This is a genomic window from Micromonospora sp. NPDC005254 (assembly GCF_042872525.1).
Classification (GTDB): domain Bacteria; phylum Actinomycetota; class Actinomycetes; order Mycobacteriales; family Micromonosporaceae; genus Micromonospora.
Genome location: NZ_JBIAKM010000003.1, coordinates 520,496 through 546,627, shown reverse-complemented (window position 1 = coordinate 546,627; position 26,132 = coordinate 520,496). Strand labels below are relative to the sequence as shown.

Here is a 26,132-nt window from a genome sequence, read left to right as displayed (position 1 = left end):
CAACAACGGCAAGGTCCGCCTCGACGAAAAGTCGACCATCACCAACAACGACCCCACCAACTGCGCCGGCACCGTCAAGGACTGCTTCAACTGACCGACGGTCAGCGAACGGATCCACGCAGGGTCCGGCCCCCTACCACCTCGGTGGCAGGGGGCCGGATCGTCGTGGGATCAGCCCTGGACGAAGACCGCCACGCTGCGCGCCGGCACGGTGAACGTGCCGCTCGCCTGGTCGAACGAGGCGGTCCGCAGCACCGAATCGGCGGACTCCCGCAGCACCGGGTGCAGCGCCACGTTCGCCCCGCGCAGGCCGGTCACCGTCTGCTTCGCGGCCCCAGGGGTGGCGTTGAAGACGACGGTCACCGACTTCCACTTCCCGTCCAGCCCCCGGGCGTCCAGGGTCATGGTGAGCACGCCCGGCGTCTCCTTCTCGCCGGAGAGCGGGAAGGCGACCCGCTGCTGCACCTGGCCGGCGGTGGCCAGCCCGAACACCGGCGAGGACTCCCGGATCCGCAGCAGCTCCGCGTACCGGGCGTCGGCCAGGTTGATCGCGGCGCAGTCCGGCACCAACTTCGGATCGGCCAGCAGCGGCTTCGCGTACGACCACTTGTCCTGGTTGTCCTGCGCCGGCGGCAGGCCGGCGCCGAACCCGTTGCCCCGCTCGCAACCCCAGCGGATCTGGTTGAACCAGTCACCGGAGTTGAACGAGTTGCGGTCCAACGACTTCGACCGCAGCCGTTCGGTGCCGGCGGTGACGAACCCGGTGCCCTGCCCCAGCACCACCGTGCTCAGCGCCAGCACCTGCATCCGGGAACGGTCCGCCGCGGTGGTGGCCTGCGGCAGCTTGTACGCCAGCGCGTCGTACAGGATCTCGTTGTCGTGCGCGTCGACGTAGGTGACCGCCTCCCCGGGCGCGGCGGTGTAGCCGGCCGGGGCGCCGTTGTAGTCCACCTGCGCCCCGGTGACCGTCCGCCCGGAGGTGTCGGTGAACCGGTAGTCCCGCAGGTTGCCCGTGAGACCCACCTTGATCAGGTCGTGGGCGTGCAGCAGGCGGGCCTTCTGTGCCGCCGCCGACCCGTTCACCGGGTCGCCGTTGGGGTCGCTGTAGAGCCCGGAGGCGAAACCCTGCGCGCGGGGGTTGGCGTCGAACGGTCCGCCGCCGCGTACCGCGTCGCGCAGCCGGTCGTTGAACGTGCCGATGCCGGTGCCGGCCATGTTGGCCTGGGTGGCCTGCACGAACCGGGCGTCATTGGCGACCTCGCCGAAGTTCCAGCCCTCGCCGTAGAGCATGATCGCCTTGCCGTCCACCCCGTCGCGGGCGACGGTCAGCCGGTCCAGCGCGGCACGCACGGCCAGGATGTTCGCCTTCGGGTGGTGGCCCATGAGGTCGAACCGGAAGCCGTCCACCTTGTACTGCTTGGCCCAGGTGACCAGCGAGTCGACGACCAGCTTGCCCATCATCGCGTGTTCCGGCGCGGTGTTGGCGCAGCAGGTGGAGTTGGCCACCGTCCCGTCGTCGAGCAACCGGTGGTAGTAGCCGGGCACCACCTGGTCGAGCACCGACTTCTCGTCGACGCCGGCCGCCGAGGTGTGGTTGTAGACCACGTCCATGACCACCCGCAGGCCGGCCTCGTTCACCCCGGCGACCATCCGCCGGAACTCGGTGGTCCGCGCCGCGCCGACCGGGTCGACGGCGTATCCGCCCTCCGGCACTGTGTAGTGCAGCGGGTCGTAGCCCCAGTTGTAGCCGTCGGTCTCGGCCACCGCCGCCACGCACTTCTGCTGCTGCTCGGAGTCCGGCGGAAGCGCCGCCAGGTCACAGGCCGGCTGGCGCTGGTCGGCCCGCTTCTCGGGGATCGTGGCGAAGTCGAACGCCGGCAACAGGTGCAGGTGCGTCACACCGGCGTCGCCCAACGCCCGCAGGTGGGTCATCCCGGCGGTTTTCGGGTCGGTGAACGCCAGGAAGGTGCCCCGCCGCTGCGCCGGCACGGTCTCGTCGGCGATGGAGAAGTCGCGCACCGACAGCTCGGAGATCTGCGCCTTCGACGCCGGCACGGCGGCCGGCTTGCGCAGCGTCCGCCACCCCGCCGGGGCCAGCGCCGGATCGTTCAGGTCGACCAGCTGGCTGTGCGTGGAGTCCGCGGCGAGAGCCACCGAGTACGGGTCGGTCACCGACGCGGTGACCATCCGCTGCGCGGCCGGCTGCCACGCCTGCACCTGGTAGCGGTAGTACTTCCCCGTCCAGGCGTGGCTGCCGCGCACCGACCAGACGCCGGTGCGGTCGTCGCGGCGCATCGGCACCGTCTTCGGCGCCGCGGCGGGTGAGTCGAACAGTTGCAGCGCCACCGTCCGGGCGGTCGGCGCCCAGAGCGCGAGGCTCGGCGTACGGCCGGCGAAGGTCGGACCGAGCGTGACCTGGGTGGCCCGGGAGTACACGTCGTCGAGCACGCCGGGAATCTGCACGCCGGTCGCGGCGAGCAGGGCGCCCGCCGCGTCGCGCTCGGTGACCAGCAGCTGCCCGCGCAGCGCCGCCGGCACCTTCGCCAGGTCACCCCGGTCGAGGGAGAAGGCCCGGTAGGACCACAGGTGCGGGAACGCCGCGCGCTGGGCCTCGGTGAGCCCGTTGCGCTGCGCCCGCAACGGCAGACTGGTGTACGTCCCGGACAGCTCGCCGTCGACGACGCTCACCCCGCCGGTGGGGGCGGCCACCAGGGCGTACACCCGACCGTCGGTCGGTGGTGTCTGCCAGGCCACTGTGGACCGGTCGATCCATTGCGCCTTCTGCTTGCCGATGTCGGTGTCCCCGCCCGCGCTGGTCGCGGTCGACGGCAGCAGCCGCCCCGGGGTGGCGGCGAGCAACCACACCTCCCGGCCGGCGCTGGCGAAGTCGAGCCGCTGGTCGTCGGGCAGATCCTTGGTGTCGCCCTTGTGGATGATGTAGTTCAGCCCGGTGGCCCCGGCCGCCAGCGGCACCCGGAACACCGCGCCGAACGCGTCGATCGACGTCGGCGCGAGCGGGGTCGCCCACTCGGTCGGGTTGGCCGCACCGTCCCACAGGTGCAGGCCCCACCCGTCGTACTTGCCGTCGGCCCGCCGGTAGTGGATCACCGCGGTGCCCTCCTCCACCGCCGGGTCCGGTTGACCCGTGGCCGCCTGCCTGCTCGGATAGACCGCCGGGTCACCCTGCTTGAGCCAGACCTCACCGGTGGCCGTCACGTCGATGCTGCGATCCTGGGCGACGTCCTTGGTGCCATTGGAGTCGACCACCACGAAGCCCACGGACTTCGCGCCCGGCTTGAGCTTCACCCAGGCGAACCGGCCGTAGGAGTCCTCCCCGGCGAACGGCTGCCCCTTCGGCCACTCGGTGACGTACGCCGGGTCGATGTCGCCCCAGGCGTACAGCCCCCAGTCGTCGTACCCCCCGGCCGGACGCTGGTAGTGCACCACCGCCCACTCCCGGGACCCACCCTGCTCGGGCGTGCCGACGACGGCGACGGACCGTGCCGTCGCGGTGCGGCCACGGCCGTCGCGGACGACGGCGCGGTACTCGATCCGGGTGCCGCCGGCCAGCCCGTCCAGGTCGTGGTGCACGGTGTACGGCGCGTGGTCGGCGCTGCCCAGCAACGTCCACCTGCCGCCGGCCACCCGGGCCGCCACGGTGACGGTGGCCAGCGGGTCGCCGGTCACCTTCGCGGTGACCGCCGCGCGGGTCGCCACCGAGGCGCCCGGCGCGGGGGTGGTGATGCTGATGGTCGGCTTGCCGGTCGGCCGGGCGATGGCGGTGCCCGCGCGGTACACGGCCGCCGACAGCGGCGGCACGGTCAGCGTCAGCCTGCCGTCGGCGCCGGCCTGTTGGCCGCCCGATCCGCCGTAGATGCCGGTGAAGGTGGCGCCGGCCGACCAGGTGTCCACGGTGACAGTCTGCGCGGTCTCGGCGTTGTTCACCGCCACCACGTACTCGGTCCGGTCGGCGGGGGCGATCCGGGAGGCGGCGAACACGCCGGGGCCGTCGGCGGCGTACCGGGTGACCTGGATGCCGTCGCGCAGCGCGGGGTGCGCCTGGCGCAGCCGGCCCAGCTCGGCGATCGTCCGGTACAGCGGGTGGCCGGTGTCGAACTGGTCGCTGGCGTGGGTGCGGTCGGTGCCGAGCAGGTCGTCGTCGAGGTAGTCGGGCACCTTCGAGGCGAACATGTCCTGCCGGGCGTCCTTGTCCCCACCGGGGCCGGTGAAGCCCTGCTCGTCGCCGGAGTAGACCACCGGCTGGCCGCGGGTGAGGAACATCAGCTGATGGGCGAGCTGGTCCCGGCGCAGGTGGCTGGCCGGGGCGGTGCCGCCGCCGGCGATGAACGACCCGATCCGGCCCATGTCGTGGTTGCCGAGGAAGGTGGTCAGCCGACCCGCGTCGGTGTCCCGGGCGGCGTAGAGGTCGTCGCGGGCGTACACGTCGGCGAGGGCCTTCGCCGAGCCGGCGCCCGCCGTGTAGCCCCGCGCGGCCTCCTGGAACGCGAAGTCGATGGTGGCCGGCAGGCCACCACGCCGCACGTACGTCGACGTGATCTCCGGGTTGGCGCTGTAGACCTCGCCGAACAGGAAGAAGTCCTTCTTGCCGGCCTTCTCGGCGGCCCGCTCGACGCCCCGGGTGAACTGCGGCCAGAAGTCCATGTTGACGTGCTTGACCGTGTCCAGCCGGAACCCGTCGACGCCGGTCGCGCCGATCCAGTCCCCGTACGCCTTCGTCATGCCCCGCACCACCTCGGGACGCTCGGTCCACAGGTCGTCGAGGCCGCTGAAGTCGCCGTACTCGCTGTTCTCACCGGAGAAGGTGGAGTCACCCCGGTTGTGGTACATGGTCGCGTCGTTGAGCCAGGCCGGCACCTTCACCGTGGCGTCGCCGGGCTCGGGAAAGACCGGCGTGTAGGGGCCGGAGTTCCTGTCGACAGTGGGGAAGTCACGGCTGCCGTCGGCGTAGTTGCGGTCCTCGAACGCCCGCCCCTGCGCGTCGACGTACGGCGAGGTGGCCTTGTCCACGTAGGCGTAGGAGTCCTCGGCGTACTTGATGACGTCGGCGGTGTGGTTGACCACGACGTCGAGGTAGACCTTGATCCCCCGCCGGTGCGCGAGCGAGACCAGCTCCTTGAGCTGCGCGTTCGTGCCGAAGTGCGGGTCGACCTGGGTGAAGTCGGTGATCCAGTATCCGTGGTAGCCGGCCGAGATGTCGTCGCCCTTGCCCTGCACCGGACGGTTCTTGAAGATCGGTGCGAGCCAGATGGCGGTGGTGCCCAGACCCTGGATGTAGGCCAACTTGTCGATGACGCCCTTGAGGTCACCGCCGTGGTAGAAGCCCTTGTCGGTCGGGTCGAGCCCGGTGCGCAGCCGGTCGCCGGTCAGGCCACCGGAGTCGTTGCGCCGGTCGCCGTTGGCGAACCGGTCCGGCAGGACGAAGTAGAACTGCTCGGCACGCGCGGTGTCGGCGCCGGCGGCCAGCAACGCCTCGGCGGTGGGCTCGTCGCGCCACTGGACGGCGCCGGCCGCGGCGAGGGGGTCGGTGCCGGACGGTCGGGGGTCGGCGTCGGCGCCGAGGGGCCGCGCGGAGTCCGGCGTACCGACGAGGGTGAAGGTGAGCAGGCAGACGAGCGCGAGCAGGGCGGTACGCGGAATCGGCGGGGGTTTCATCGACGGCCTTCCTCTGGTCGTGATTGGCCGCACGCTAACCCTTGCCGAAACAATCTGCAATACCTTGCAAACAAAGTCGTAACCGAGCAGTCTCCTTGCGGAAGCACAGCTCAGAACCCGCTGCAGCGCGCTCCGTCGACTGTGCAGCCTCGCGGCCTCGTCGACGCCCGTTCCAGGTGGAACCGCAACGCCACCGACCCGCCGGCCGGCACGTCCACCCCGCTGACGTACGTGAAACCGCCGTCGAACTGCCGCACCGTCCCCTGGGGCACGCCCTCCACCCAGGTGGTCACCAGCCGACCACCGGCGAACTCGAACCGCACCGTCCAACCGCGGTCCACACCGGATGCGTTGATGATCAGCACCTCGCCGATGAAACCTCCATCGAAGCTCTGCACCACCCGGTAGCGTCCACTCACCGCCGGCGGCTGCTGCGGCGGCACCCCCGCCGACGGTCGCAGCGAGGTCGGTGCCACCGTCGGGCCGACCGCCGGTGGCCGCGACATCGCCGGCGTGCTCGGGGGCGGCCCGCTCGCCCGCGGCGACAGCCCCGGCAGCACCGGCGCCCTCTCCGGCAGCGGTGTCGACGACAGGTCGGACGGCGTGACCGGCGCCTGCGGCAACGGCAACCCCGCCGGCGGCGGCCCGTCGTCGACAGCCGGACTACGCCCCCGGTACGCACCCAGGGCCACGAAGAGCAGAACCACCATCACGACGAGGCCGGCGCACACCACGATCCACGGCGACGACGCGATGGCAGCCGGACCGTGCGACGGTCGCGACGCGCGACGCATGCCGGACATGTACCTCCCTCAGCGGGCCGTCCGGGCAGCGTAGCGATCGACGGCCCAGCCCGGAAGCGCCGTCGCCCTTGCCCTGCACCGGCACCGGCACCGGCACCGGCACCGGCACCAGTTCAGCCGAAGCGACAGTCGACGCCGTTGACCGTGCACCGCACCGGCCGCTGCGCCGACCCGTCCCAGGCCAGCCGCAACCGCAACGTCTGCGTGTCACCCGGATCCAGCGCCGCCCCGCCGCTCACCACGAACGCACCGCCACCCTGCGCCGACACGGAGATCCCCGCAGCACCGCTGACCCGCAGGCCCCGCATGGCGTCCTCGAACGCCAACTCCACCCGCCAGTCCGCCGACCGGGCCGACTCGTTCGTCACCGACAGCACGGCCTCCGTCGCGTCCCCGCCGTCCGTACCGCCCTGGTACCGGGCGGTCACCGCCCCCTTCGCCGCCGCGCTCGTCCGGGCCGGCGACGGCGAACCCGTGGTGGCGCGCGGCGACGGCGTCCGACTGCTGCGCGACGGCCGCGGCGACGCCGTGCGCCGCTCCAGCCCACCCGGCGTCGCCCCCGACGACGCCGTAGCCGGCACGGTCGGCAGGAACACCGGCGGCGCGGCCTGCGGCGCGCTCTCCCGCTCCCGCGTACGGAACGACAACAGCGCGATCACCAACAGCACCACCAGCGCGCCGATGCCGAGCAGCACCACGATCCACGGCACCGACAGCAGCACGCGCGCCGTCCGCGGACCCCCCGCACCGTCCGGCCCTGACGCCATCAGGTCTCCCCTCGTCCCACCGACGCGACAGCGTAGCCAGCGGCGGCCAGACCGAAAACCTCGCGGGTACAGATCGGACCGACCGGCCCACCCGAAGCGGAAAACGGCTCGCCCGCGTGGACGGTCGCCCGGCGGTCAGGCCGTCCGGATAACGGTGCAGATGACCGGACCCTCACCCGACGTACGCAGCAGATAGCGGTACCGCTCCCCCGGCACCGCGTACCCCCGGCTGTCCAGGAACTCCCACTCCACCGACACCATGGTCAGCAGCGCCGACACCGGCTGCACGTCCTCGATCCGAGCGTGCGCGGCGATCAACTCCCGGTCCTGGTAGTCGGGCGCGGCGCCCACGAAGGACAGCGCGACCGCCGCGAGGGAGGTGAACGAGAAGCTGTACGTGTCGGCCACCACCAACCCGGGCAGGGCGTAACAACCGGCGAGCGACGGCAGGTCGCCGGAGGTCATCGCGGCGCCGTACCGGTCGAAGAAGCCGGTCAGCGCGTCGAGATCGGTGGAGGCGTTCACGCGACAGCAATTGCCGCTCACCGGGCGGGCCAAACCTCAGCGGGGCGGCACCCGCACCTCGATCTCCGCACCCAACCGGGCGCCACCGGTCAACCCCAGATCGTCACCACTCCAGAACCGCCCCGGGTCGTACCAGTTTGGACGCTTACCGGCGGGCAGCAGGGCCATCGCCTCGTAGGTCACCGCCACCACCTCGGCGCAGTACGCCGTCTCCAACGCCCTCTCCCGCGCAGCTGCGCTGGCCGGAGCTGCCGTCGTCCCCGGGGTGGCCGTTGTCCCCGAGTTGGCCGTCGTCCCCGAGTTGGCCGTCGTCCCCGGGTTGGCCGGTGTCCCCGGGTTGGCCGCAGCGCCCGGAGCGGCCGTTGTCCCGGGGTTGGCCGCATTGCCCGGGGTGGCCCGGCTGGCCCGGGGCCCCGCCCCGGCCGGATTGGCCCCGGTGGTCGGGGTTTCCGACGCGGCCGGAGCGGCCGGGTCGGCCCAGGTCGCCTGAGCGGCCCGCGACACGGCTCGGAGTGCGGCCCGGCCGGGGCCCGGCAGCGACGGCACCCGACCGCGCACCCACCGCCACGCCAACTGGGCGGTCGACGGGAACGGCGTGCCGTCCAACCGCGCGACGGTCCGCAGCACCGCCCGCTCCATCTCCCCGTCCGCCGGCGGGTCGAGCTGCCGCAGCCAGGCCCGCTGGCCGTACCGGTTGGCCCACACGCAGACCGCGTCCCGCAGGTCGTGCAGCTGCACACCACGCTGGTGCGTGCCCGACCACAGGTCCGGCAACGACCGGCCCAGCTCCGCGTGCCACATCAACGGCGGCATGTCGTCCAGCACCACCGCCATCCCGACGTGGTTGACCGGGCTGTTCGTGGTGAACTGGATCGCCCGGTCCGGCACGCTACGACCCCGGAACACCCACACGTCACCGGTGCGGCTCAACTCGACGGCCTCATCCAGGCTGATGCTCATGAGGGTCTAGCCTAGGCCGATGCGGCAACGAATGCGGTGGTGGAAGGTCCTCGGGCTCGCCGGCCTCGCCGGGGTCGCGGCGTCCGGTGTGGTCATAGCGCGGGCCGAACGGCGCCGGCGCGCGTACACGCCGGAGGAGATCCGGCAGCGGCTGCTGGAACGTCACGCCCAGGCCAGTGAGGCAGCCAAACCCGCAGACCCCGCCTGACGACCCGGACCCGGTCGAACCTCCCCGGTCTACCCCGCGCGGTCCCACGCCGGTCCCACCCGACTTATCCGGCCGGCCCAGGTGATCGGCGGACAATCCCGCCGGCCTTCATGATCGTGCTCGATCCTGGATGTAGTGGCCTCGCCCGCGTGGTGAGGCCCCTGTTTCCTGGATCGAGCACGATCATCCGGTGGCGGTAGGGCCGCGCGGAGGTGATCCACTCGGGTTCGGTGATGTGGGGGTGTCCTGGGCGTCCGGATACCCCGGTATCGCCGAAGTCGAGTCGATCAACCCCCCGGGGTGGTGGCGTGACCCGGAGGTCGCCGTGCAGTGGCGTGTCGCCCACCGAGGGACACCGCGCACGCGCGTTTCGGCGGGCATGATCGTGCTCGATCCCGGATGTAGTGGTCTCGCCCGCGTGGTGAGGGGCCTGTTTCCTGGATCGAGCACGATCATCAGGTGGCGGTGGGGCCGCGCGGGGGTGATCCACTCGGGTTCGGTGATGTCGGGGTGTCCCGCGCGCCCGGATACCCTGGTATCGCCGAACCCGAGTCGATCACCACCGGCTGGTGCGGATGTCCGTTTCCGGTGGGTGGTTTGTCCGGTCCGGGTGTTGGCGTCCCGTGGCCGGTGCCACCTTGGTGGCGGAATCGGGGACCCGGCGGGGTCGTTATACCTGGCATGCCGCCGCGACCTACGGGTAGCGGCGTGCGGCAGCCGCCGGGAACACCCGCCCGGCCGCCACGGTTACACCCCCGCACGGCCGAGCACCACCGGCCGGCGTGGTCCGGAATGCGGAATGAGTCGCTGCCCCGGGCCGTTGCACCACCCTCCGGGACAACCCCCGTGCAGGCCCCCGCCGGGCCGCCGGGCCCCGTCCCGCCGTGGACTTTCCCGCTCGGCACACCGCCCCCGCTTGTGTGTCGTCGCGTTTTCCCCCGATGCAGAGGAGCACGCCATCATGCGTACCGATCTGATTCGTAAGACCGCTCTGACCGCTGCTGGCCTCGCCTTCACCGGCGGCGCCATCGCCGGCCCCGTCACCACCGCCTACGCCGCGTCCGAGGCCAAGCCCGCGTCGCAGACCCAGGCCGACCGCAAGCCCTCGGGTGAGCGTCAGCTGGGTGTGCGCTACGAAGCGCAGCCGAACTTCTACTACTGCGGTCCCGCCGCTGCCCGTAACGCCCTGTCCGTGCAGGGTAAGGACATCAGCGTGGACGCCATGGCCAAGGAGATGGGCACCACCGAGGCCGGCACCAACAGCATCAACGACATCACGCCGGTGCTGAACAAGGAGACCGGTAAGAACGACGCGTACCACAGCGTCGCGATCAGCAAGCCCGACGCCGACGCCACGCAGACCGACCAGCTACGCGCCGACATCGTCAAGACCGTCGACAACGGCCGCGCCGTGGTCGCCAACATCGCCGGCACCAGCACCGACACCGACGGCAACACCCACTCGTTCGAAGGCGGGCACTACATCAGCGTCGTGGGCTACCGCGACAACGGCACCACCGTACGGATCGCCGACTCCGCCGACCCGAACACCGCCTCCTACGACATCACCGTCGAGCACCTCGCCGACTGGATCGCCACCCGCGGCTACGCCACCAGCTGACCCCACCCCAGCACCACCACCGACAAGGGCCGGACCCCACCACGGGGCCCGGCCCTTTCGGCATGCCCCGGGTCAGCGATCCCTGCCGGTGCGGGCCGGCTCCGCGGACTGCGCCGGCTCAGTGGACTGCGCCGGCTCGGCCGCACTCACGCGGTGGGCCCGTCGGCGTAGCCACCACGTGCTGGCCAGCCCTGCGAGCACCGCGAGGACCAGGCCGGCCCAGGAGATGTCCTTGAGCCAGTGCTCGGCGGCCCGGCCGACGGTGAACAGCAGGTACGTGGTGCCGAACGCCCACACCAGCCCGCCGGCGGCGTTGGCCAGGAGGAACCGCCGGTACGGCACGTGCAGTGCCCCGGCGAGCGGGCCGGCCAGGATCCGCAGCAGCGCCACGAACCGGCCGAAGAACACCGCCCAGACGCCGTGCCGGGCGAAGCTCTGCTCGGCCCGGGCTAGCTGGGCGGGGCCGAGATGGCGGGGGAAGCGTCGGCCCAGCCGGGCCAGCAGCGGGCGGCCGCCGCGGCGACCCACCGCGTACCCGATGGAGTCGCCCACGATCGCTCCGGTAGCGGCGGCCGTGGCCACCCACTCCGGCTCCACCACTCCGGTGGCCGCGAGCAGGGCCGAGCTGACCAGGACGATCTCACCGGGCAGGGGTACCCCCATGCTCTCCACGCCGATCACCCCGGCGACGAGCAGGTAGACCGCGATCGGCGGCAGCGACACGAGCCAGTGCTGGACGTCGAACACGGTTGACCCTCCTCCGACCGGACCTCGAACCCTACCCGCGCCGGCCTGCCCGACCGGCCCCTCGACGAAGACCCGGCGGCGGGTGGTGCGGGCACGCGCACACCCCCTATCCATCCTAGGAGGCTAGGGGTGAAGCGATGGGCGAACCGTGCGCCGAGTTGCGAAACTAGCAAGACGGACGTACGGTTTTGTTTGAGAGCGGGAATCGTCGGTAAGTGTCACCTAACCTCGGCGGCACCCCGGTCGGTGCGACACACTGCTCAGGACTACTCACGGTCGCTGGTGTGAAGGAGTACGACGTGGCGAGCCTCGACACCTTCGGTGCGAAGACCCAGCTACGCGTCGGAGACGCGAGCTACGAGATTTTCAAGATCGACAAGGTGGACGGCCACGATCGGCTGCCGTACAGCCTGAAGATCCTCCTGGAGAACCTGCTGCGGACCGAGGACGGCGCGAACATCACCGCCGACCACATCCGCCAGCTCGGCGGGTGGGACCCGACCGCCGACCCGAGCGTGGAGATCCAGTTCACCCCGGCGCGGGTGCTCATGCAGGACTTCACCGGCGTGCCGTGCGTGGTCGACCTGGCCACCATGCGCGAGGCGGTACGTGAGCTGGGCGGCGACGCCACCAAGGTCAACCCCCTCGCCCCCGCCGAGCTGGTCATCGACCACTCGGTGATCGCCGACCTGTTCGGTCGCGAGGACGCGTTCGCCCGCAACGTCGAGCTGGAGTACGAGCGCAACAGGGAGCGCTACCAGTTCCTGCGCTGGGGCCAGACCGCGTTCAACGAGTTCAAGGTCGTCCCCCCGGGCACCGGCATCGTGCACCAGGTCAACATCGAGTACCTGGCCCGCACCATCATGGAGCGCAACGGCCAAGCGTACCCGGACACTGTGGTCGGCACCGACTCGCACACCACGATGGTCAACGGCCTGGGCGTGCTGGGCTGGGGCGTCGGCGGCATCGAGGCCGAGGCCGCGATGCTCGGCCAGCCGGTCAGCATGCTGATCCCGCGCGTGGTGGGCTTCAAGCTGTCCGGCGAGATGCCGGCCGGCACCACCGCCACCGACCTGGTGCTCACCATCACCGAGATGCTGCGCAAGCACGGCGTGGTCGGCAAGTTCGTCGAGTTCTACGGCCCCGGCGTGAGCGCCGTGCCGCTGGCCAACCGGGCCACCATCGGCAACATGTCCCCGGAGTACGGCTCCACCGTCGCGATCTTCCCGATCGACGGCGAGACGATCCGCTACCTGGAGCTGACCGGCCGCGACGCCGCGCAGGTCGCGCTCGTCGAGGCGTACGCCAAGGAGCAGGGCCTCTGGCACGACCCGAAGGCGGAGCCGGACTACTCGGAGCGCCTGGAGCTGGACCTGGGCTCCATCGAGCCGTCGCTCGCTGGCCCGAAGCGTCCGCAGGACCGGGTGCCGCTGGGCGCCGCCAAGACGCTGTTCCGCTCGGCGCTGACCGACTACGTCGCCGAGGAATCCGACGTTGAGCGTGACCTCAAGCCGGGTGTGCCCCGCGAGGAGCTGCCGCGCGGCGCGAACGGGCCGGCCGACGAGGCCAGCGCCGAGTCGTTCCCGGCCAGCGACCCGCCCGCCAACGAGTTCAGCGACCCGGCCGACGAGCCGCGCGACCTGGAGACCGCGGCGGTGGGCGCGGGCGGCCGGGCCACCAACCCGATCCGGGTCACCAGCGCCGACGGCGTCGAGTACGAGCTGGACCACGGCGCCGTGGTGATCGCGGCGATCACCTCCTGCACCAACACGTCCAACCCGCAGGTGATGATCGGTGCCGCGCTCCTGGCCCGCAACGCCGTGGAGAAGGGCCTGACCCGCAAGCCGTGGGTGAAGACCACCCTCGCCCCGGGTTCCAAGGTCGTCATGGACTACTACGAGCGGGCCGGCCTCACCCCCTACCTGGACAAGCTCGGCTTCAACCTGGTCGGGTACGGCTGCACCACCTGCATCGGCAACTCGGGCCCGCTGCCCGAGGAGGTGTCGGCGGCGGTCAACGAGCACGACCTGTCGGTCGTCTCGGTGCTCTCCGGCAACCGGAACTTCGAGGGCCGGATCAACCCGGACGTCAAGATGAACTACCTGGCGTCCCCGCCGCTGGTCGTCGCGTACGCCCTCGCCGGCACGATGGACATCGACCTGGCCAACGAGCCGATCGGTGAGGACAGCGACGGCAACCCGGTCTTCCTGCGCGAGATCTGGCCGAACAGCGCCGAGATCCAGGACGTCATCGCCCAGGCGATCGGCGCGACCGGGTTCAGCGCCGCGTACGCCGACGTCTTCGCCGGCGACGAGCGGTGGCAGTCGCTGCCCACCCCGACCGGCGACACCTTCGCCTGGGACAGCGACTCGACCTACGTGCGCAAGCCCCCGTACTTCGAGGGCATGCAGCAGGAGCCGAGCCCGGTCGTCGACATCTCGGGCGCGCGGGTGCTGGCCAAGCTGGGTGACTCGGTGACCACCGACCACATCTCGCCGGCCGGCTCGATCAAGGCCGACTCCCCCGCCGGCACGTACCTCGCCGAGCACGGCGTGCCGCGCCACGAGTTCAACTCGTACGGCTCCCGCCGGGGCAACCACGAGGTGATGATCCGAGGCACCTTCGCCAACATCCGGCTGCGCAACCAGCTGGTGCCCGGGGTGGAGGGCGGCTTCACCGTCAACCACCTGACCGGCGAGCAGACCTCCATCTACGACGCCTCGATGGCCTACCAGGAGGCCGGCATCCCGCTGGTCATCCTGGCCGGCAAGGAGTACGGGTCGGGCTCGTCGCGGGACTGGGCGGCCAAGGGCACCATGCTGCTGGGCGTGCGGGCGGTCATCGCCGAGTCGTACGAGCGGATCCACCGCTCCAACCTCATCGGCATGGGCGTGCTGCCGCTGCAGTTCCCGGTGGACGTCACCGCCGAGTCGCTGGGCCTCACCGGCACCGAGATGTTCACCATCACCGGCGTGACGGCCCTGAACGACGGCGACACCCCGCGCACGGTGACGGTCACGACCGACACCGGCGTGGAGTTCGAGGCCGTCGTGCGGATCGACACCCCGGGCGAGGCGGACTACTACCGCCACGGCGGCATCCTGCAGTACGTGCTGCGCCGCATGATCGCCAACTGATCGCGTACGCCTCAGAAGGGCCGCTTCCCGCGCTGGCGGGGAGCGGCCCTTCCCCGTCTCTGCCTTCCCATGCCCCGGGTAGCTGTCTCGCGCCCTTTGCTCTGCTTCACTCGGCGCAACACTGACCGTGCGGTGCCGTTGCGCCCGTTGAAGCAGAGCAAAGGGCAAGAACGTGGTACGGCCAGCGAAGGATCCGGACCAGGTCCCGCTCAGCGCAGTCGCAGCGCGACCGCGCGGGCCTCTTCGTCGGTGAGGGGCAGGAACCAGAGGAAACGGCGAACGATGGCCACCGGATCGGGGCCGCCCGGCTGGCCGCGCAGGTCCCGGATCGCCCGCCGGGTGATCCGGGAGAACTCGGGGATAAGGGTCGCGCGGCGGGCGGCGTCCGTCGGGGTCGCTCGCAGCGCCGGGCAGGGCCAGTCCCGCCCGCAGGCGTCGCACATCCAGAGGGGACCGTCGGCGGTGTGCCCGACCGGCGGGCCGCACCGGGGTCGCCAGCGTGATTCGGGTACGACGTTGGCGGCGCGACCGGAACCACGGTGCGGAGGAATGAGCCGCTCGATGGGGCGGGGCGCGCTCTTGCGCGGCTGCTTCGGCCGGGACGGCAACGGACCGACGGTCGGCTTCGCGTGCTCTCGCGGCTTTTCCTCGGGCATCCTGCGCTCCCTCGTCGATGCTGTCTACACAGCACCCTGCCGAGGGTTGCCAAACAATTACACCGCGTAGAAGTATTTACCTCCGACGTCTGGAACGTTCTGGAGAGTGTGGAGATGAATCGAGCCGTACAGGCGGCCATGGTCGAAAAGGGCTACACAGCGGACAGTCTCGCTGCTCAGATTGGTGTCGATCCGAAGACGGCGGCAAAGTGGGCGAGCAGGGATCGAATTCCCCAGACTCGTCATCGTGCCCGGGTCGCCGAGCTGCTCGGTCGGAACGTCGAGGAGCTGTGGCCGGACGCGCTGAAGCGTCGAACGCCGGCCTGGTTCCGACCCTGGGCCGAGATCGAGCGCGAGGCGCTGTCGCTGCGGTCGTTTCAGCTCGCGTGGATACCGGGCCTGCTTCAGACGAAGGCGTACGCGCTGGCGACGCTGGTCGGCGAGGCGCTGACACCGGCCGAAGCCGACAATCTCGCCGAGGCGCGGCTGAGCCGGCAGGCCATCCTGCGCCGGGAACGCCCGCCGCTCATCGTCGCGGTCCTGGACGAGGGAATCCTCCGGCGCACCCTCGACGGCGATCGGGCCATGATGCGTGAGCAGTGCGAGCGGCTGGCCGAACTGGCCGCTCTGCCGAACGTGTCGCTGTTCGTCGTGCCCGCCGACGTCGGCATGTATCCGGGCCTCGGTGGGCCGTTCACCGTGGCCGAGATGCCGGACGGGGCGCGGGTCGCCCACGTCGACAGTCAGGCGCAAGCGCAGCTCATCGACAAGGCGGCCGACGTTGCTACGCTGGACCGACGGTGGGAGCGCATTCGTGACGGAGCACTGTCGCGGGCGCAATCCCTCAACCTCATCAGAGAAGCGGCAGCATCATGGACCTGACCGGCGCTCGGTGGCGCAAGAGCAGCAAGAGTGGCAACAACGGCGGCGACTGCGTCGAGGTGGCCGACAACCTCGCGGGCGTCATCGGCGTACGCGACTCCAAGGACCCGGCCGGTCCGACGCTCGCCTTCGACCCGGCGGCCTGGACCCGCTTCCTGGTGCTGGCCAAGCGCGGCTGACCCGGAGGATCCGGCTACCTCGCGAGGTCGTCCGCCCGGTCGAGCAGAGCACGGCGCTCGGCGGCCGAGCCGGCCATCCCGGCGGCCTCCCGGAACAGCGCGGCGGCCCGCAGCCGGTCACCCTGCCGGGCGACCAGATCGGCCCGCACCGCCACGGCGAGCGGGTTACCGTCCAGCCCTCCCCCGGCCTGCGCCGCGTCGAGCAGGCCCAATCCGGCGTACGGCCCGTACGCGTAGCCGTGCGCGACCGCGCGGTTGAGCGCGATCACCGGTGAGGGCCGGATGTCGGCCAGCGCGTCGTAGGCCCGCGCGATCGTCAACCAGTCGGTGGCCTCCGCGGACGGCGCGGTGGCGTGGCAGGCGGCGATCCGGGCCTGCCACGCGTACGGCCCGTCGTGGCGTACCCGAGCAAGGGCGGCCTGGCCCTCGGCGATGGCCGCGCGGTCCCACCGCGCGCGATCCTGCCGCTCAAGGGTGAGCAGGTTGCCTGCGGCGTCGCGACGGGCGTCCCGGCGGGAGTGCTGGAACAGCAGCAGCGCCAGCAGCGCGGCCACCTCGGACTGCTCCGGCATCAACCGGTCGAGCAGCCGGGCCAGCCGGACCGCCTCATCGGCGAAGGCCGGCTCGCCGTCGACGACGTAGCCCCGGGTGAACAGCAGGTACAGCACGGCGAGCACCCCGGGCAGCCGCTCGGCCAGCGCCGGCCCGCTCGGCACCCGGTACGGGATGCCGGCCTGCGCGATGCGGGTCCGGGCGCGGGTCAGCCGGCGGGTCATCGTCGACTCACTGACCAGCAGGAGCCGGGCGATGTCGGCGGTCGGCACCCCGCAGACGGTCCGCAGGGTCAACGCCACCCGAGCCTCGATCGCGAGCGCGGGATGGCAGCAGGTGAAGATGAGCCGCAGCCGGTCGTCCACCACGTCCTCCCCCGCCGGGGTCTCGGGCCACGCGTCGTCCGGCGCGAGGACCGCCAGTTCGTGCAGCTTGCGGCGCTCGACGGCGGTCCGGCGCAGCACGTCGATCGCGCGGTTGCGGGCGACGGTCAGCAGCCAGGCGCCGGGGTTCGCCGGCACGCCGTCGCCGGGCCAGCGCTCCAGCGCGACGGCCAGGGCCTCCTGCGCGCAGTCCTCGGCCAACGCCCAGTCCCCGGTCACCCGGATCAGGGTCGCGACGATCCGGGGGTACGCGTCGACGCCAGCGGCCGCGACGGCCTGCGCCGCCACGGCCGCGCCGACGTCGTCGGGCGCACCGGTCGTGGTGTCGGTGCGAGCCATTCAATCAGTCCGACAGGGCACCGAACGGGCGCAGTTCCAGCCGCCCCTCCCGCGCCATCGGGTGGGTACGCGCCACCTCGATGGCCTCGTCGAGGTCGGCGCAGTCGAGCAGGTCGAAGCCCACGATGACCTCCGTGGTCTCGGCGAACGGCCCCTCGGAGACGAGCAGTTCGCCGTCGCGGACCCGGACGGTGGTGGCGGCCGTGGTCGGCGCCAGCACGTTGCCGGTGAGGCGACGGCCGCGGGTGTCGTTGTCGGCCACCCACGTGTGGATGTCGGGCAGCTCGGTCGGGTCGGTGTCCGGTGCGGTGTCGCTGCAAACGAACATCATGAACTTCATCTGGCGCTCCCTCGGGTTTTCCGGGTGTCGCCAGCATGACGAACGGCCGGGGCCGATCCGGACACGGGTGCCCGGAAAATTGCCCCGACCGTCGGTCAGTCCCCGCTGGCGGCGCGCCGGCGAGCCTCGCGGGTCTTCATGGCGTGCTCCATGAGGGTCACGAGCACCTCCTTGCTGGACTCGCGCTGACGGGCGTCGCAGAGCAGCACCGGCACGCCCGGGTCCAGGTTCAGCGCGGTCTGCACCTCGTCGAGCCGGTACTGGCGGGCGCCCTCGAAGCAGTTCACCGCCACCACGAACGGGGTGCCCCGACCCTCGAAGTAGTCGATCGACGGGAAGCAGTCGGCCAGCCGGCGCGTGTCGGCAAGCACCACCGCGCCGATCGCGCCCAGCGCCAGCTCGTCCCAGACGAACCAGAACCGGTCCTGCCCGGGTGTGCCGAACAGGTAGAGCACCAGGTCGTCGCTGATGGTGATCCGACCGAAGTCCATCGCCACGGTGGTGGTGGTCTTACCCTCCACCCCGGACAGGTCGTCGATGCCGACGCCGGTCTCGGTCAGCACCTCCTCGGTGCGCAACGGCCGGGTCTCGCTCACCGCGCCGACCATGGTGGTCTTGCCCACGCCGAAACCACCGGCGACCAGGATCTTGATCGCGGTGGGCAGTGGCGTCGCTCCCGCCGGCCGCTCAGAGTGCCCGTAGTCCATTGATTACCGCCTCGAAGATGCTGTTGTCGGGAAGACCGGCCGTGGTCTGCGGTTCGCGTACCTGCACGAGGTTGCGGGCCGCCAGATCGCCGAGGAGCACCCGGATGGTCCCCACCGGCAGGTCGAGGTGGGCGGCGATCTCGGCGACGGACTGTATTCGCTGGCACAGGCCGACGATCGCCAGGTGCTCGGGACCGAGACCCACCTCCGGCGTCACGTCGGCACGGGTCGCGGTGACCAGGGAGATCAGGTCGAACGTGCCGGTGACCGGACGGGCACGCCCGCGTGTCACCGCGTACGGGCGCACCACCGGGCCCGCATGGTCATCCACCCACTGATGCTCTGCGGACTCCCCCTGCACCGTCATGGCCGTTACCTCTCGCCAGCCGACTGTTCGGTGCCCCGCGACGGGGAGGCCACGTACTTGCCGACCCGGGTGACGAGCATCGCCATCTCGTACGCGATGAGACCGACGTCGGCGTCCTCGCTGGCGAGAACAGCCAGGCAGGCGTTGCGGCCGGCGGCTGTGACGAACAGGAACGACGACTGCATCTCGATGATGGTCTGCTGCACCTGCCCACCGCCGAAGCGCTTGCCGGCGCCCCGGGCCAGGCTCTGGATGCCGGCCGCCATCGCCGCGAGGTGCTCGCCGTCGTCGCGGCTCAACCCCTGTGAGGAAGCCATCAACAGCCCGTCGGTGGAGAGCGCGACCGCATGCTCGGCCTGCTTCACCCGGCCCACCAGATCATCCAGCAACCACGTCAGGTCGGCACTCGAAGCCGTCTTCTGGGCCACTTCGTCGTCCTCTTCTCGCCCGGCAGTTGCGCCGTATTCGTCTTGGGCTTGACCGTCACACCGCGCGGGAACCCGCAGCACCGGCGCTCGGTCAGGTGGCTTGTGGTTCCTCGTCGGTCGGCTCGGACGTGCCGCTCGACGAGGCGTCGGACGCGCCACCGAGCAGTCGCGCCGCGTCGGTCCGACCGCGCCGGGTGCCGGTCTGATACGAGCTCATCATCCGGCGTACCTGCTCCGGCGGCCGTGCCACGTCCTCCTCGTCGGACTCGGTTGCCGCCGCCGGGTCGTCGCGCAGCTCGGGAACGATGTTCGCCTGGCGAACGCGGACCGGCAGGCCCGAGCCGGTCCGGTCCGTCTCGGCCCGCGCCGGAATCGGCCCGCCCTCGCCGCCCGGCTCGCCCTCGCCGCCCGGCCCGCCCTCGCCGCCCGGCTCGCTGCCGCCGCCGCTCAGGCCGCCCCGGTCCACGGCGGGCAGGCCGGTGGGCACCGTCGGGCCCTCCAGGGCCGGCTGGCCCAGGCCACGCCGGGCCCGGGTGGGCAGCTCCGCCGCCGAGGCGCCCAGGGTCGTGCGCTGCCGGGTGGGGAGTACGACGTCGGTGTCGGTTCCGTCCACCTGCTGCTCGGTCGGGGTGCTGCTCTCGGCCAGCACCGGGGCGCCGGGGGTCACCGGCTGCGCCGCGCCCGGACCGCTCGTGTCCGTCGCCGCGGCGGCCACCGCGACCGACGAGAGGCTGGCGGAACGGCCGCCGTCGGCGGGACCGCCGGCGGGCGGCCCCGAGGGCAGCGCGATGGCCGTCGGCCCGACCGGCAACGCGCCGGAGGTCTCCGGGGCGGTCCCGTTCGAGGTGACCAAGTCCAGCGGGATGAGTACGACGGCGGTGGTGCCGCCGTACGCCGACTCCTTGAGCCGGACCCGCACGCCGTGCCGCTCGGTCAGCCGGCTCACCACGTAGAGGCCGAGCCGGGCGGCGTTGGCGAGGTTCAGCTCGGACTGGTCGACGATGCGGTGGTTCGCCGCGGCCAGGTCCTCCTCGCTCATGCCGAGGCCGCGGTCCTCGATCTCGATGGCGAACCCGTTGGCCACGAGCTGGCCACGGACCTCGACGGTGGTGTGCGGCGGTGAGAACGACAGGCCGTTCTCGATCAGCTCGGCGAGCAGGTGGATGATGTCGCCGACCGCCCGGCCGGCGAGCGAGACGGGCCCGAGCGGCAGCACGTTGACCCGGGTGTAGTCCTCCACCTCGGCGACCGCGCCGCGCACCACGTCCACCATGGGGACGTTGCGCCGCCAGGCCCGGCCCGGGGTGGAGCCGGACAGCACGATCAGGTTCTCGGCGTTACGCCGCATCCGGGTGGCCAGGTGGTCGACCCGGAACAGGTCCTCCAACTCCTCCGCGTCGTGTTCACGCCGCTCCATCGCGTCGAGCAGGGTGAGCTGGCGGTGCACCAGCGCCTGCGTACGCCGGGCCAGACTGAGGAACACCTCGCGGACGTTGCGGCGCAGCTCGGCCTGCTCGACGGCGGTGCTCAGGGCGGTCTCCTGGACGGCGTTGAACGCCTTGCCGACCTGGCCGATCTCGTCGGTGCCGAACTCCAGCGGGGGCGCCTCGGTGGCGACGTCGACCTCCTCGCCGCGACCGAGCCGCTCGACCACCCGGGGCAGCCGCTCGTCGGCGAGCTGCCAGGCGGCCTGCCGCAGCCGTTCGAGCTGGCGCAGGAGGGTCCGGGCCGTGGTGATGGAGACGACGACCGAGGCGATGACGGCGAGCAGGCCCAGGCCGGTGGCGAGCACCAGCCGGACGACGACCATCACGGCCACGCCGGTGGCCCGGCCGACGATGCCCTCGCCGCCGTCGGTTACGGCGTCGTTCACCTCGGCCAGCGCCGGCTCGACGGTGCCGCGCCACTGTTCGGCGCTGACCGGCAGTTGGGTGGCCGGCCGGCCCTCGCGGATGATGCTGTCCTGTACGGCGCGTAGCCGGGTGAACGCCTCGCCCTCGACGAGCTGCCGGTAGCGGCGCTGGTCGGCGTCGGCGAGCCGGGCCCGGGTCTCCTCGCCGAGGAACCGCTCGGCGCCGACCAGGCTGACGTAGCGGGCGTACTCCGGGCCGCTGATCCGGCCGTTGCCGAAGAGGCCGCTGAGCAGCGCGTCCTCCTGGGAGATCAGCTCCTTCATCCGGTTGAGCTGGATCAGGGCCGCCGCGTCGGCGGCGATCTCCTTGTCGTCCAGGCTGCCCGTGACGTCGTAGATCCGAAAGATCGATTCGATCGCGTCGGTGTAGGCGTCGGCGGCGGAGATCCGGTCCACCTTGCGGGCGAGCACGTCGGCGCGGGTCTGCTTCAGCCCGTCGACCTGCGCGATCGTGGCGTCCAGCTGGGCGTCGAGCGCCGAGCTGCCGGCCACGTCGACCTGCCAGTTGCGGACCGAGGCGGCGAAGTCCTCGGCCAACCGCGCGGCCTTGCCCTGCTCGGCCTCCAGCGTCGCGCGCTGCTCGGCGTCGGGGTTGCTCAGGTACGCCTGGGTCAGCCGCCGCTCCAACTGGAGCTCCTGCAGCAACGGCTCACTGGGCGTGTAGACCCTGCTGTTGAGCAGCTGGACACCGAGCAGGTTGAAACCGTCCCGCAGGGTCACCCATGCCGCGAACATCCAGAGCGCGACCAGGGAGAGCAGCAGGGCGACAACCTTGGTGCGGATACTCGTACCGCGAGAACGCATTGAACCGTCCCAGGCCGGGGTTGACTCAGCTCATCAACGGGTGATCATGGCAGACGACGTCCCGCCACGGCGGGGCGAACGGGGCTGAGGCTCTGCGTACGCTAGCAGTGTCCACACAACCCCTCAAGTTGTTGTTTTTGTTGCCGCGTAACCACAATCCACCACCGAACGGTCGGCATCCGCCAGATGGACGGAGGCCAGCCGGCAGGCGGCCAGCACCGCCGCGCGGACGATCGCGGTAGGACAGTACAGCTCCTTGCCGTACCACAGTGGAGGGTCGACCCGACCGGACGGCCGGTGCAGGTAGGCGTGGCCGCGCGCCACCGCGTCGTCGACCCGGGGCGCTCCGGTCGGTGCGGCCAGCAGCACCTGCAGGGCGTACGCGGTCTCCTCGGCCGTTCCGCCCCACCGCCCCCACGAGCCGTCGGGGCGTTGGCTGTCCAGCACCCAACGGGCCGCCCGGTCCACCGCCTCGGCCGCCACGCCGCCGCGACCGAACTCCGCCAGGGCCAGCACGCAGCAGGCCGTGGCGTAGTACGGCGAGGCGTGCCACCGGTCCTGCCAGGGGCCGTCGGCGAGCTGGTGTGCCGGCAGCATGATGCTGAGCCGCTCGATCGCCCGGTGGTAGCGCGTGTCCGCGCCGGGGTGCGCGGCCACGTGCTGGCCGAACGCGTCCAGCACGTGCGCGTTGGTGGTGACCGAGAAGCCGTCCTCGCTCCCCGGCCAGGTGCAGAAACCGTCTGCCGTCTCGTACGCCCACAGGCTGGCCGGGTCGGCGGGGTGGCCGAGCCGGGCCAGCGCGTCCAGCGTGACCGAGGTGGTGTCGGCGTCGGTCGGCAGGCCCTCGCCGGTGGCGACGCCCTCGGCGGCGGTGGCGGCGGCCAGGGTGCGCAGCACGGTCGCCGGCGGGTTGACCGCGACACCGGCGCGGCGCAGCCCGCCGAGCACCCAGGCCCGCTCGAAGACGGTGATCGGGGCCGGGCAGGGCACCGGCCCGTCGCCCTCGCGGATCAGCTCCCGCAGGAAGGCGTGCGCGGCGGGGCCGGCGTCCGGGCCGGCGGCGGTCAGCCAGGCGGCGGTCGCAGCGGGTGAGGCGCCGACGGCGGTGAGCGTCGGCCCGGCGTCGGCCGGTGTCGCGTCCAGCACCTCGTAGAAGTGGGCCAGCTTGGTCGGCAGCGCCGCCCCGGCGGCCACCGCGGCCCGTACCGCGCGCAACCGGTCGGGGCCGAGCCCCGGTGGCAGGGTCAGCGGCGGGTGGGGCAGCCGGTCGGCGGTCGCCCGGTCCAGCCGGGTCAGCCGGTCGTTGATCGACTCGACCAGCGCGGGGACGATGAGGTCCAGCGCCGGGGTGTCCGGCAACGCCCGCGCGTGCGTGGCGAGCAGCCGGCCGGTGAGCGCGTCGAGCCCGCGCGCCACCGGGGCGAGCAGGTCCGGCCCGGACCACCCGCCGTCGGCCAGCGCGGCGAGCAGAGCGTCGGTGGCGCTGAGCGTGGGCACCAGGGCGTACCCCTCGGGCGGGCCCCACGCGCCGTCCGGGCGCTGCTCGCGCAGCAGGAACCCGATCCGCTGGTGGTGTCCCGGCAGCCAGGCCGCACCGGCGACGAGCCGGCCGCTCTCGTACACCGAGGCGGCGACCTGCCCCCACGGCCGCAGCGCGAGGCCGGCGATCAGCTCGCGCGCGGCGTCGGTGGCCGGCTCGGCCAGTACGCGCGGGGAGCCCTCACTCACCGCGTGCCCCCCAGAAGTCCGACAGCTGGTAGAAGCCACCCGTGAAGGAGATCTGCCGGTGCAGGTAGTCCGCCTGGCGGGGGCAGCGTTCGGCGAGGGCGGCCAGGTCGCCGCGGGACCGGGTGGTCAGCTCGGCGAGCCGGGCGTGCACCCGCGCCGGGTCGTCGACCAGCAGCAGGGCGTTCAGATCACCCCACTCGGCGTCCCGCCCGTGCGTGGCGAGGTCGTTGACCAACCGCAGCACCCGCTGCACGCCACGTCCGGCGTCCAGCAGGTCGGTCAACTGGGCGAGGGTCCGCTCGTCGCCGGTGGCGATCCAGTGCGTGACGTTGACGAAGGAGCAGGCGAGGTTGTCGGCGTTGTCCAGATAGCGGTCCAGGTCCGGCAGGCGCCGCCCGGTGGTCGGGTCGGTCGGCAGGTTCTTCCAGTCCCACTCACGCGACACGGCGGCGAGCATCCGCGCCAGCTCGTCGCGCCAGATCGGGCGCAGCCGCGTGAACGCCGGGACGCTCGCCAACTCGTCGCGCAGGTCGGCCAGCAGCCGCGCCAGGTGCCGGCCCGGCGGGGGCGCGGCGCCGTCGGCGACCGCCAGGCAGTCGGTCACGATCGCCCGGACGTCGTCGGCGGACCGGGCGAGGTAGTCGACCTGCCAGTCGGCGGCGAAGACCCAGAGCAGGGTACGGGTGGTGATCCGCAGTTCGGCGGCGGTGTGCCACGGCGCGGTGAACGCGATCGCGGTGGCCACCGAGCTGAGCAGCGCGGCGTCGAACGGCGCGGCGTCGAAGAGTTCCGGATGGGCGGCGGTGACGCCCTGCAGGTCGCGGACGCCACGCACGGCGAGCGCGCACACCCGGCCCTGCTCGGCTACCGCGTCGGGCCCGGCCTGCACCGGCCACGGGACCCCGGTCATGACACGACCGGCCGCTCGACCGGAGTGACGATCAGCTCGGCCCGCTGCTTGGGTTGCAGCGAGGCGCCGAGCCGGGGTGTCAGGCCGACGGGCTCGCGCAGTCGGAAGCGGTAGCGACTCAGCACGGTGCTGACGATGAGCTGCGCCTCCAGCAGGAACAGGTACTGCCCGAGGCACTGGTGCGGGCCGCCGCCGAACGGGAAGTAGGAGTAGCGGTAGCGCCGCCGGGGCTTCTCCGGCGCGAAGCGCTCCGGGTCGAACAGCGTCGGGTCGTTCCAGAACGTCGACATCCGCTGGGTGACGTACGGGCTGACCAGCACCGTGCCACCGGCCTTGATCCGCACACCGCCCAGCACGTCGTCGCCGACCGCGGTCCGGGGGATCATCCAGCCGGCCGGGTAGAGCCGCAGCATCTCGTCGAGCACCATGCGGCCGTAGCGCAACTGCGGCAGGTGCTCGCGGCCGACCCGTTCCGCGCCGACCACCTGCTCGATCTCGTCGGTCATCCGCTCGGCCACGTCGGGCCGGGAGGCCAGCACCGGCCACAGCCAGGAGAGCAGGGCGATGGTGGTCTCGGTGGCGGTGGAGAACATCGCCACCACGTCGCCGCGGATCGCGTACTCGTCGGGTTCGCTGCCGTCGGCGCGCGGCCGGCAGAGGGTGGAGATGATGTCGTCGCCGTCGGTGGGCCGGGCCCGGGCCTCCCGGATGATCGGCAGCACCACCTCGTCGATGGTCCGCACGGCCTCGGAGAAGCGTCGGTCGCCGGGCATCGGCACCGCGTACGGCACGAAGGGCACCAGCAGGCGCGGGAGCATCGCGGTGGTGACGGTGTCCAGCGCGGCGCTGATCCGCAGCGCGTCCGGCACGGAGATGCGGTCGGCGAAGAGCACCCGCATGGTGGTCCGCAGCACGATCCGGGTCAGCTCGGCGCCGCCGTCGATCGGGCGGCCGTCGCGGGCGGGCTCCAGCCACTCGTCGACGGCCTCGTTGATCGCCTCGGCCATCCGGTCGACGAGCGTCTCGGCCCGCTTCGCGGTGAACAGCGGTTGCAGCGCGCCGCGGCTGGACTCCCAGATCTCGCCCTCGGCGACCAGGATGGCGTCGCCGACGATCCGGCGGACCGGCCGCCACAGCAGTCCGTCGCCGTCGCGGGTGTAGTTGGCAACGTTGTCCCTCAGCACGCGTTGCAGGTGCTCCGGGTGACTGACGAGGTAGGGGCGGAACGAGCCGAGGTTCAGCCGGACGACCTCGCCGCCAGCGGCGTCCGCGAAGCCGACCAGCGCGCCGAGCGGGTCGCGGACCAGCGCGGGCAGGGCGCGACGGAGCGGGATCATCCGGGGTTCGGTGCTGACGGGGGTGGGGCCGGCATCGGACACCTGGGACATGCAACGTCTCCTCGTCGTTCCGCCGGCCTGGGTTGTCCACTTCGGCCGGTCGGGACTGTGGAACTTTCACCTTCTGGGCGACGGAAGCATCTCACCAATTCGGGGGCACCTCTAGA

The 26,132-nt window shown here is 72.1% G+C and carries 21 protein-coding genes; 5 read left to right on the top strand and 16 right to left on the bottom strand.

Going from position 1 to position 26,132, the window contains the following annotated elements; all coding sequences use genetic code 11:
- Positions 1-171 precede the first annotated feature (171 nt).
- From pulA to ACFYPR_RS12185, 5 genes are all read right to left on the bottom strand, one after another.
- Complete coding sequence (gene pulA, locus ACFYPR_RS12205) at positions 172-5,673, bottom strand: pullulanase-type alpha-1,6-glucosidase (protein WP_387259789.1); 5,502 nt, start codon at positions 5,671-5,673, stop codon at positions 172-174.
- Between the two features lie 110 nt (positions 5,674-5,783).
- Positions 5,784-6,476 (bottom strand): cellulose binding domain-containing protein, encoded by a 693-nt coding sequence (locus tag ACFYPR_RS12200; protein WP_387259786.1) that lies wholly within the window; start codon positions 6,474-6,476, stop codon positions 5,784-5,786.
- Positions 6,477-6,589: 113 nt separating this feature from the next.
- Positions 6,590-7,243 (bottom strand): hypothetical protein, encoded by a 654-nt coding sequence (locus ACFYPR_RS12195; RefSeq protein WP_387259784.1) that lies wholly within the window; start codon positions 7,241-7,243, stop codon positions 6,590-6,592.
- A gap of 135 nt (positions 7,244-7,378) precedes the next feature.
- Positions 7,379-7,768, bottom strand: a complete 390-nt coding sequence (locus ACFYPR_RS12190) for a hypothetical protein (RefSeq protein ID WP_355134641.1) — start codon at positions 7,766-7,768, stop codon at positions 7,379-7,381.
- A 36-nt stretch (positions 7,769-7,804) separates the two neighbouring features.
- Entirely contained in the window at positions 7,805-8,728 is a 924-nt protein-coding gene (locus tag ACFYPR_RS12185; protein WP_387259781.1) for a hypothetical protein, read from the bottom strand.
- Between the two features lie 19 nt (positions 8,729-8,747).
- On the opposite strand from ACFYPR_RS12185, the gene ACFYPR_RS12180 reads away from it, so the two are divergent.
- Positions 8,748-8,936: a hypothetical protein gene (locus ACFYPR_RS12180; protein WP_354863390.1), complete on the top strand. Its 189-nt coding sequence runs from the start codon at positions 8,748-8,750 to the stop codon at positions 8,934-8,936.
- Between the two features lie 961 nt (positions 8,937-9,897).
- Positions 9,898-10,557 (top strand): C39 family peptidase, encoded by a 660-nt coding sequence (locus ACFYPR_RS12175; RefSeq protein ID WP_387259778.1) that lies wholly within the window; start codon positions 9,898-9,900, stop codon positions 10,555-10,557.
- Positions 10,558-10,629: 72 nt separating this feature from the next.
- Here the strand turns inward: ACFYPR_RS12175 and ACFYPR_RS12170 are convergent, their stop codons facing one another.
- Positions 10,630-11,304 carry a DedA family protein gene (locus ACFYPR_RS12170; protein WP_354861785.1) on the bottom strand — a complete coding sequence of 225 codons (675 nt, stop codon included), beginning with the start codon at positions 11,302-11,304 and terminating at the stop codon, positions 10,630-10,632.
- Between the two features lie 284 nt (positions 11,305-11,588).
- Here ACFYPR_RS12170 and ACFYPR_RS12165 point away from each other — a divergent pair, with 284 nt between their 5' ends.
- Entirely contained in the window at positions 11,589-14,441 is a 2,853-nt protein-coding gene (locus ACFYPR_RS12165; protein WP_355067645.1) for an aconitate hydratase, read from the top strand.
- Between the two features lie 209 nt (positions 14,442-14,650).
- On the opposite strand, the gene ACFYPR_RS12160 is transcribed toward ACFYPR_RS12165, so the two are convergent.
- Complete coding sequence (locus tag ACFYPR_RS12160) at positions 14,651-15,097, bottom strand: hypothetical protein (protein ID WP_387186207.1); 447 nt, start codon at positions 15,095-15,097, stop codon at positions 14,651-14,653.
- Positions 15,098-15,211: 114 nt separating this feature from the next.
- Between ACFYPR_RS12160 and ACFYPR_RS12155 the strand changes: the two genes are divergently transcribed.
- Both ACFYPR_RS12155 and ACFYPR_RS12150 read left to right on the top strand, forming a co-directional pair.
- Positions 15,212-15,979: a Scr1 family TA system antitoxin-like transcriptional regulator gene (locus ACFYPR_RS12155; protein WP_387260000.1), complete on the top strand. Its 768-nt coding sequence runs from the start codon at positions 15,212-15,214 to the stop codon at positions 15,977-15,979.
- Entirely contained in the window at positions 15,970-16,158 is a 189-nt protein-coding gene (locus ACFYPR_RS12150; protein WP_210917330.1) for a DUF397 domain-containing protein, read from the top strand. The genes ACFYPR_RS12155 and ACFYPR_RS12150 overlap by 10 nt, the downstream gene beginning before the upstream one ends.
- 14 nt (positions 16,159-16,172) lie before the next feature.
- On the opposite strand, the gene ACFYPR_RS12145 is transcribed toward ACFYPR_RS12150, so the two are convergent.
- The 9 genes from ACFYPR_RS12145 to ACFYPR_RS12105 form a co-directional block, all read right to left on the bottom strand.
- Complete coding sequence (locus ACFYPR_RS12145; RefSeq protein WP_387259774.1) at positions 16,173-17,432, bottom strand: RNA polymerase sigma factor; 1,260 nt, start codon at positions 17,430-17,432, stop codon at positions 16,173-16,175.
- A 4-nt stretch (positions 17,433-17,436) separates the two neighbouring features.
- Positions 17,437-17,763, bottom strand: coding sequence for a YciI family protein (locus tag ACFYPR_RS12140; RefSeq protein ID WP_354861789.1), 327 nt, complete (start codon positions 17,761-17,763; stop codon positions 17,437-17,439).
- 104 nt (positions 17,764-17,867) lie between these two features.
- Positions 17,868-18,479 (bottom strand): ATP/GTP-binding protein, encoded by a 612-nt coding sequence (locus ACFYPR_RS12135; RefSeq protein ID WP_354861778.1) that lies wholly within the window; start codon positions 18,477-18,479, stop codon positions 17,868-17,870.
- Complete coding sequence (locus tag ACFYPR_RS12130; RefSeq protein WP_007462630.1) at positions 18,460-18,846, bottom strand: DUF742 domain-containing protein; 387 nt, start codon at positions 18,844-18,846, stop codon at positions 18,460-18,462. The genes ACFYPR_RS12135 and ACFYPR_RS12130 overlap by 20 nt, the downstream gene beginning before the upstream one ends.
- Before the next feature lie 5 nt (positions 18,847-18,851).
- Complete coding sequence (locus tag ACFYPR_RS12125) at positions 18,852-19,274, bottom strand: roadblock/LC7 domain-containing protein (protein WP_007462632.1); 423 nt, start codon at positions 19,272-19,274, stop codon at positions 18,852-18,854.
- Between the two features lie 91 nt (positions 19,275-19,365).
- Entirely contained in the window at positions 19,366-21,990 is a 2,625-nt protein-coding gene (locus tag ACFYPR_RS12120) for a nitrate- and nitrite sensing domain-containing protein (RefSeq protein WP_387259771.1), read from the bottom strand.
- 123 nt (positions 21,991-22,113) lie between these two features.
- On the bottom strand, positions 22,114-23,718 hold the full coding sequence (locus ACFYPR_RS12115; protein WP_387259768.1) for a prenyltransferase/squalene oxidase repeat-containing protein: 1,605 nt from the start codon (positions 23,716-23,718) through the stop codon (positions 22,114-22,116).
- A complete protein-coding gene (locus ACFYPR_RS12110) occupies positions 23,711-24,628 on the bottom strand; it encodes a terpene synthase family protein (protein WP_363936001.1) in 918 nt (305 codons plus the stop codon). Before ACFYPR_RS12110 ends, ACFYPR_RS12115 begins: the two co-directional genes overlap by 8 nt.
- Entirely contained in the window at positions 24,625-25,962 is a 1,338-nt protein-coding gene (locus tag ACFYPR_RS12105) for a cytochrome P450 (protein WP_354861786.1), read from the bottom strand. Before ACFYPR_RS12105 ends, ACFYPR_RS12110 begins: the two co-directional genes overlap by 4 nt.
- Positions 25,963-26,132 lie beyond the last annotated feature (170 nt).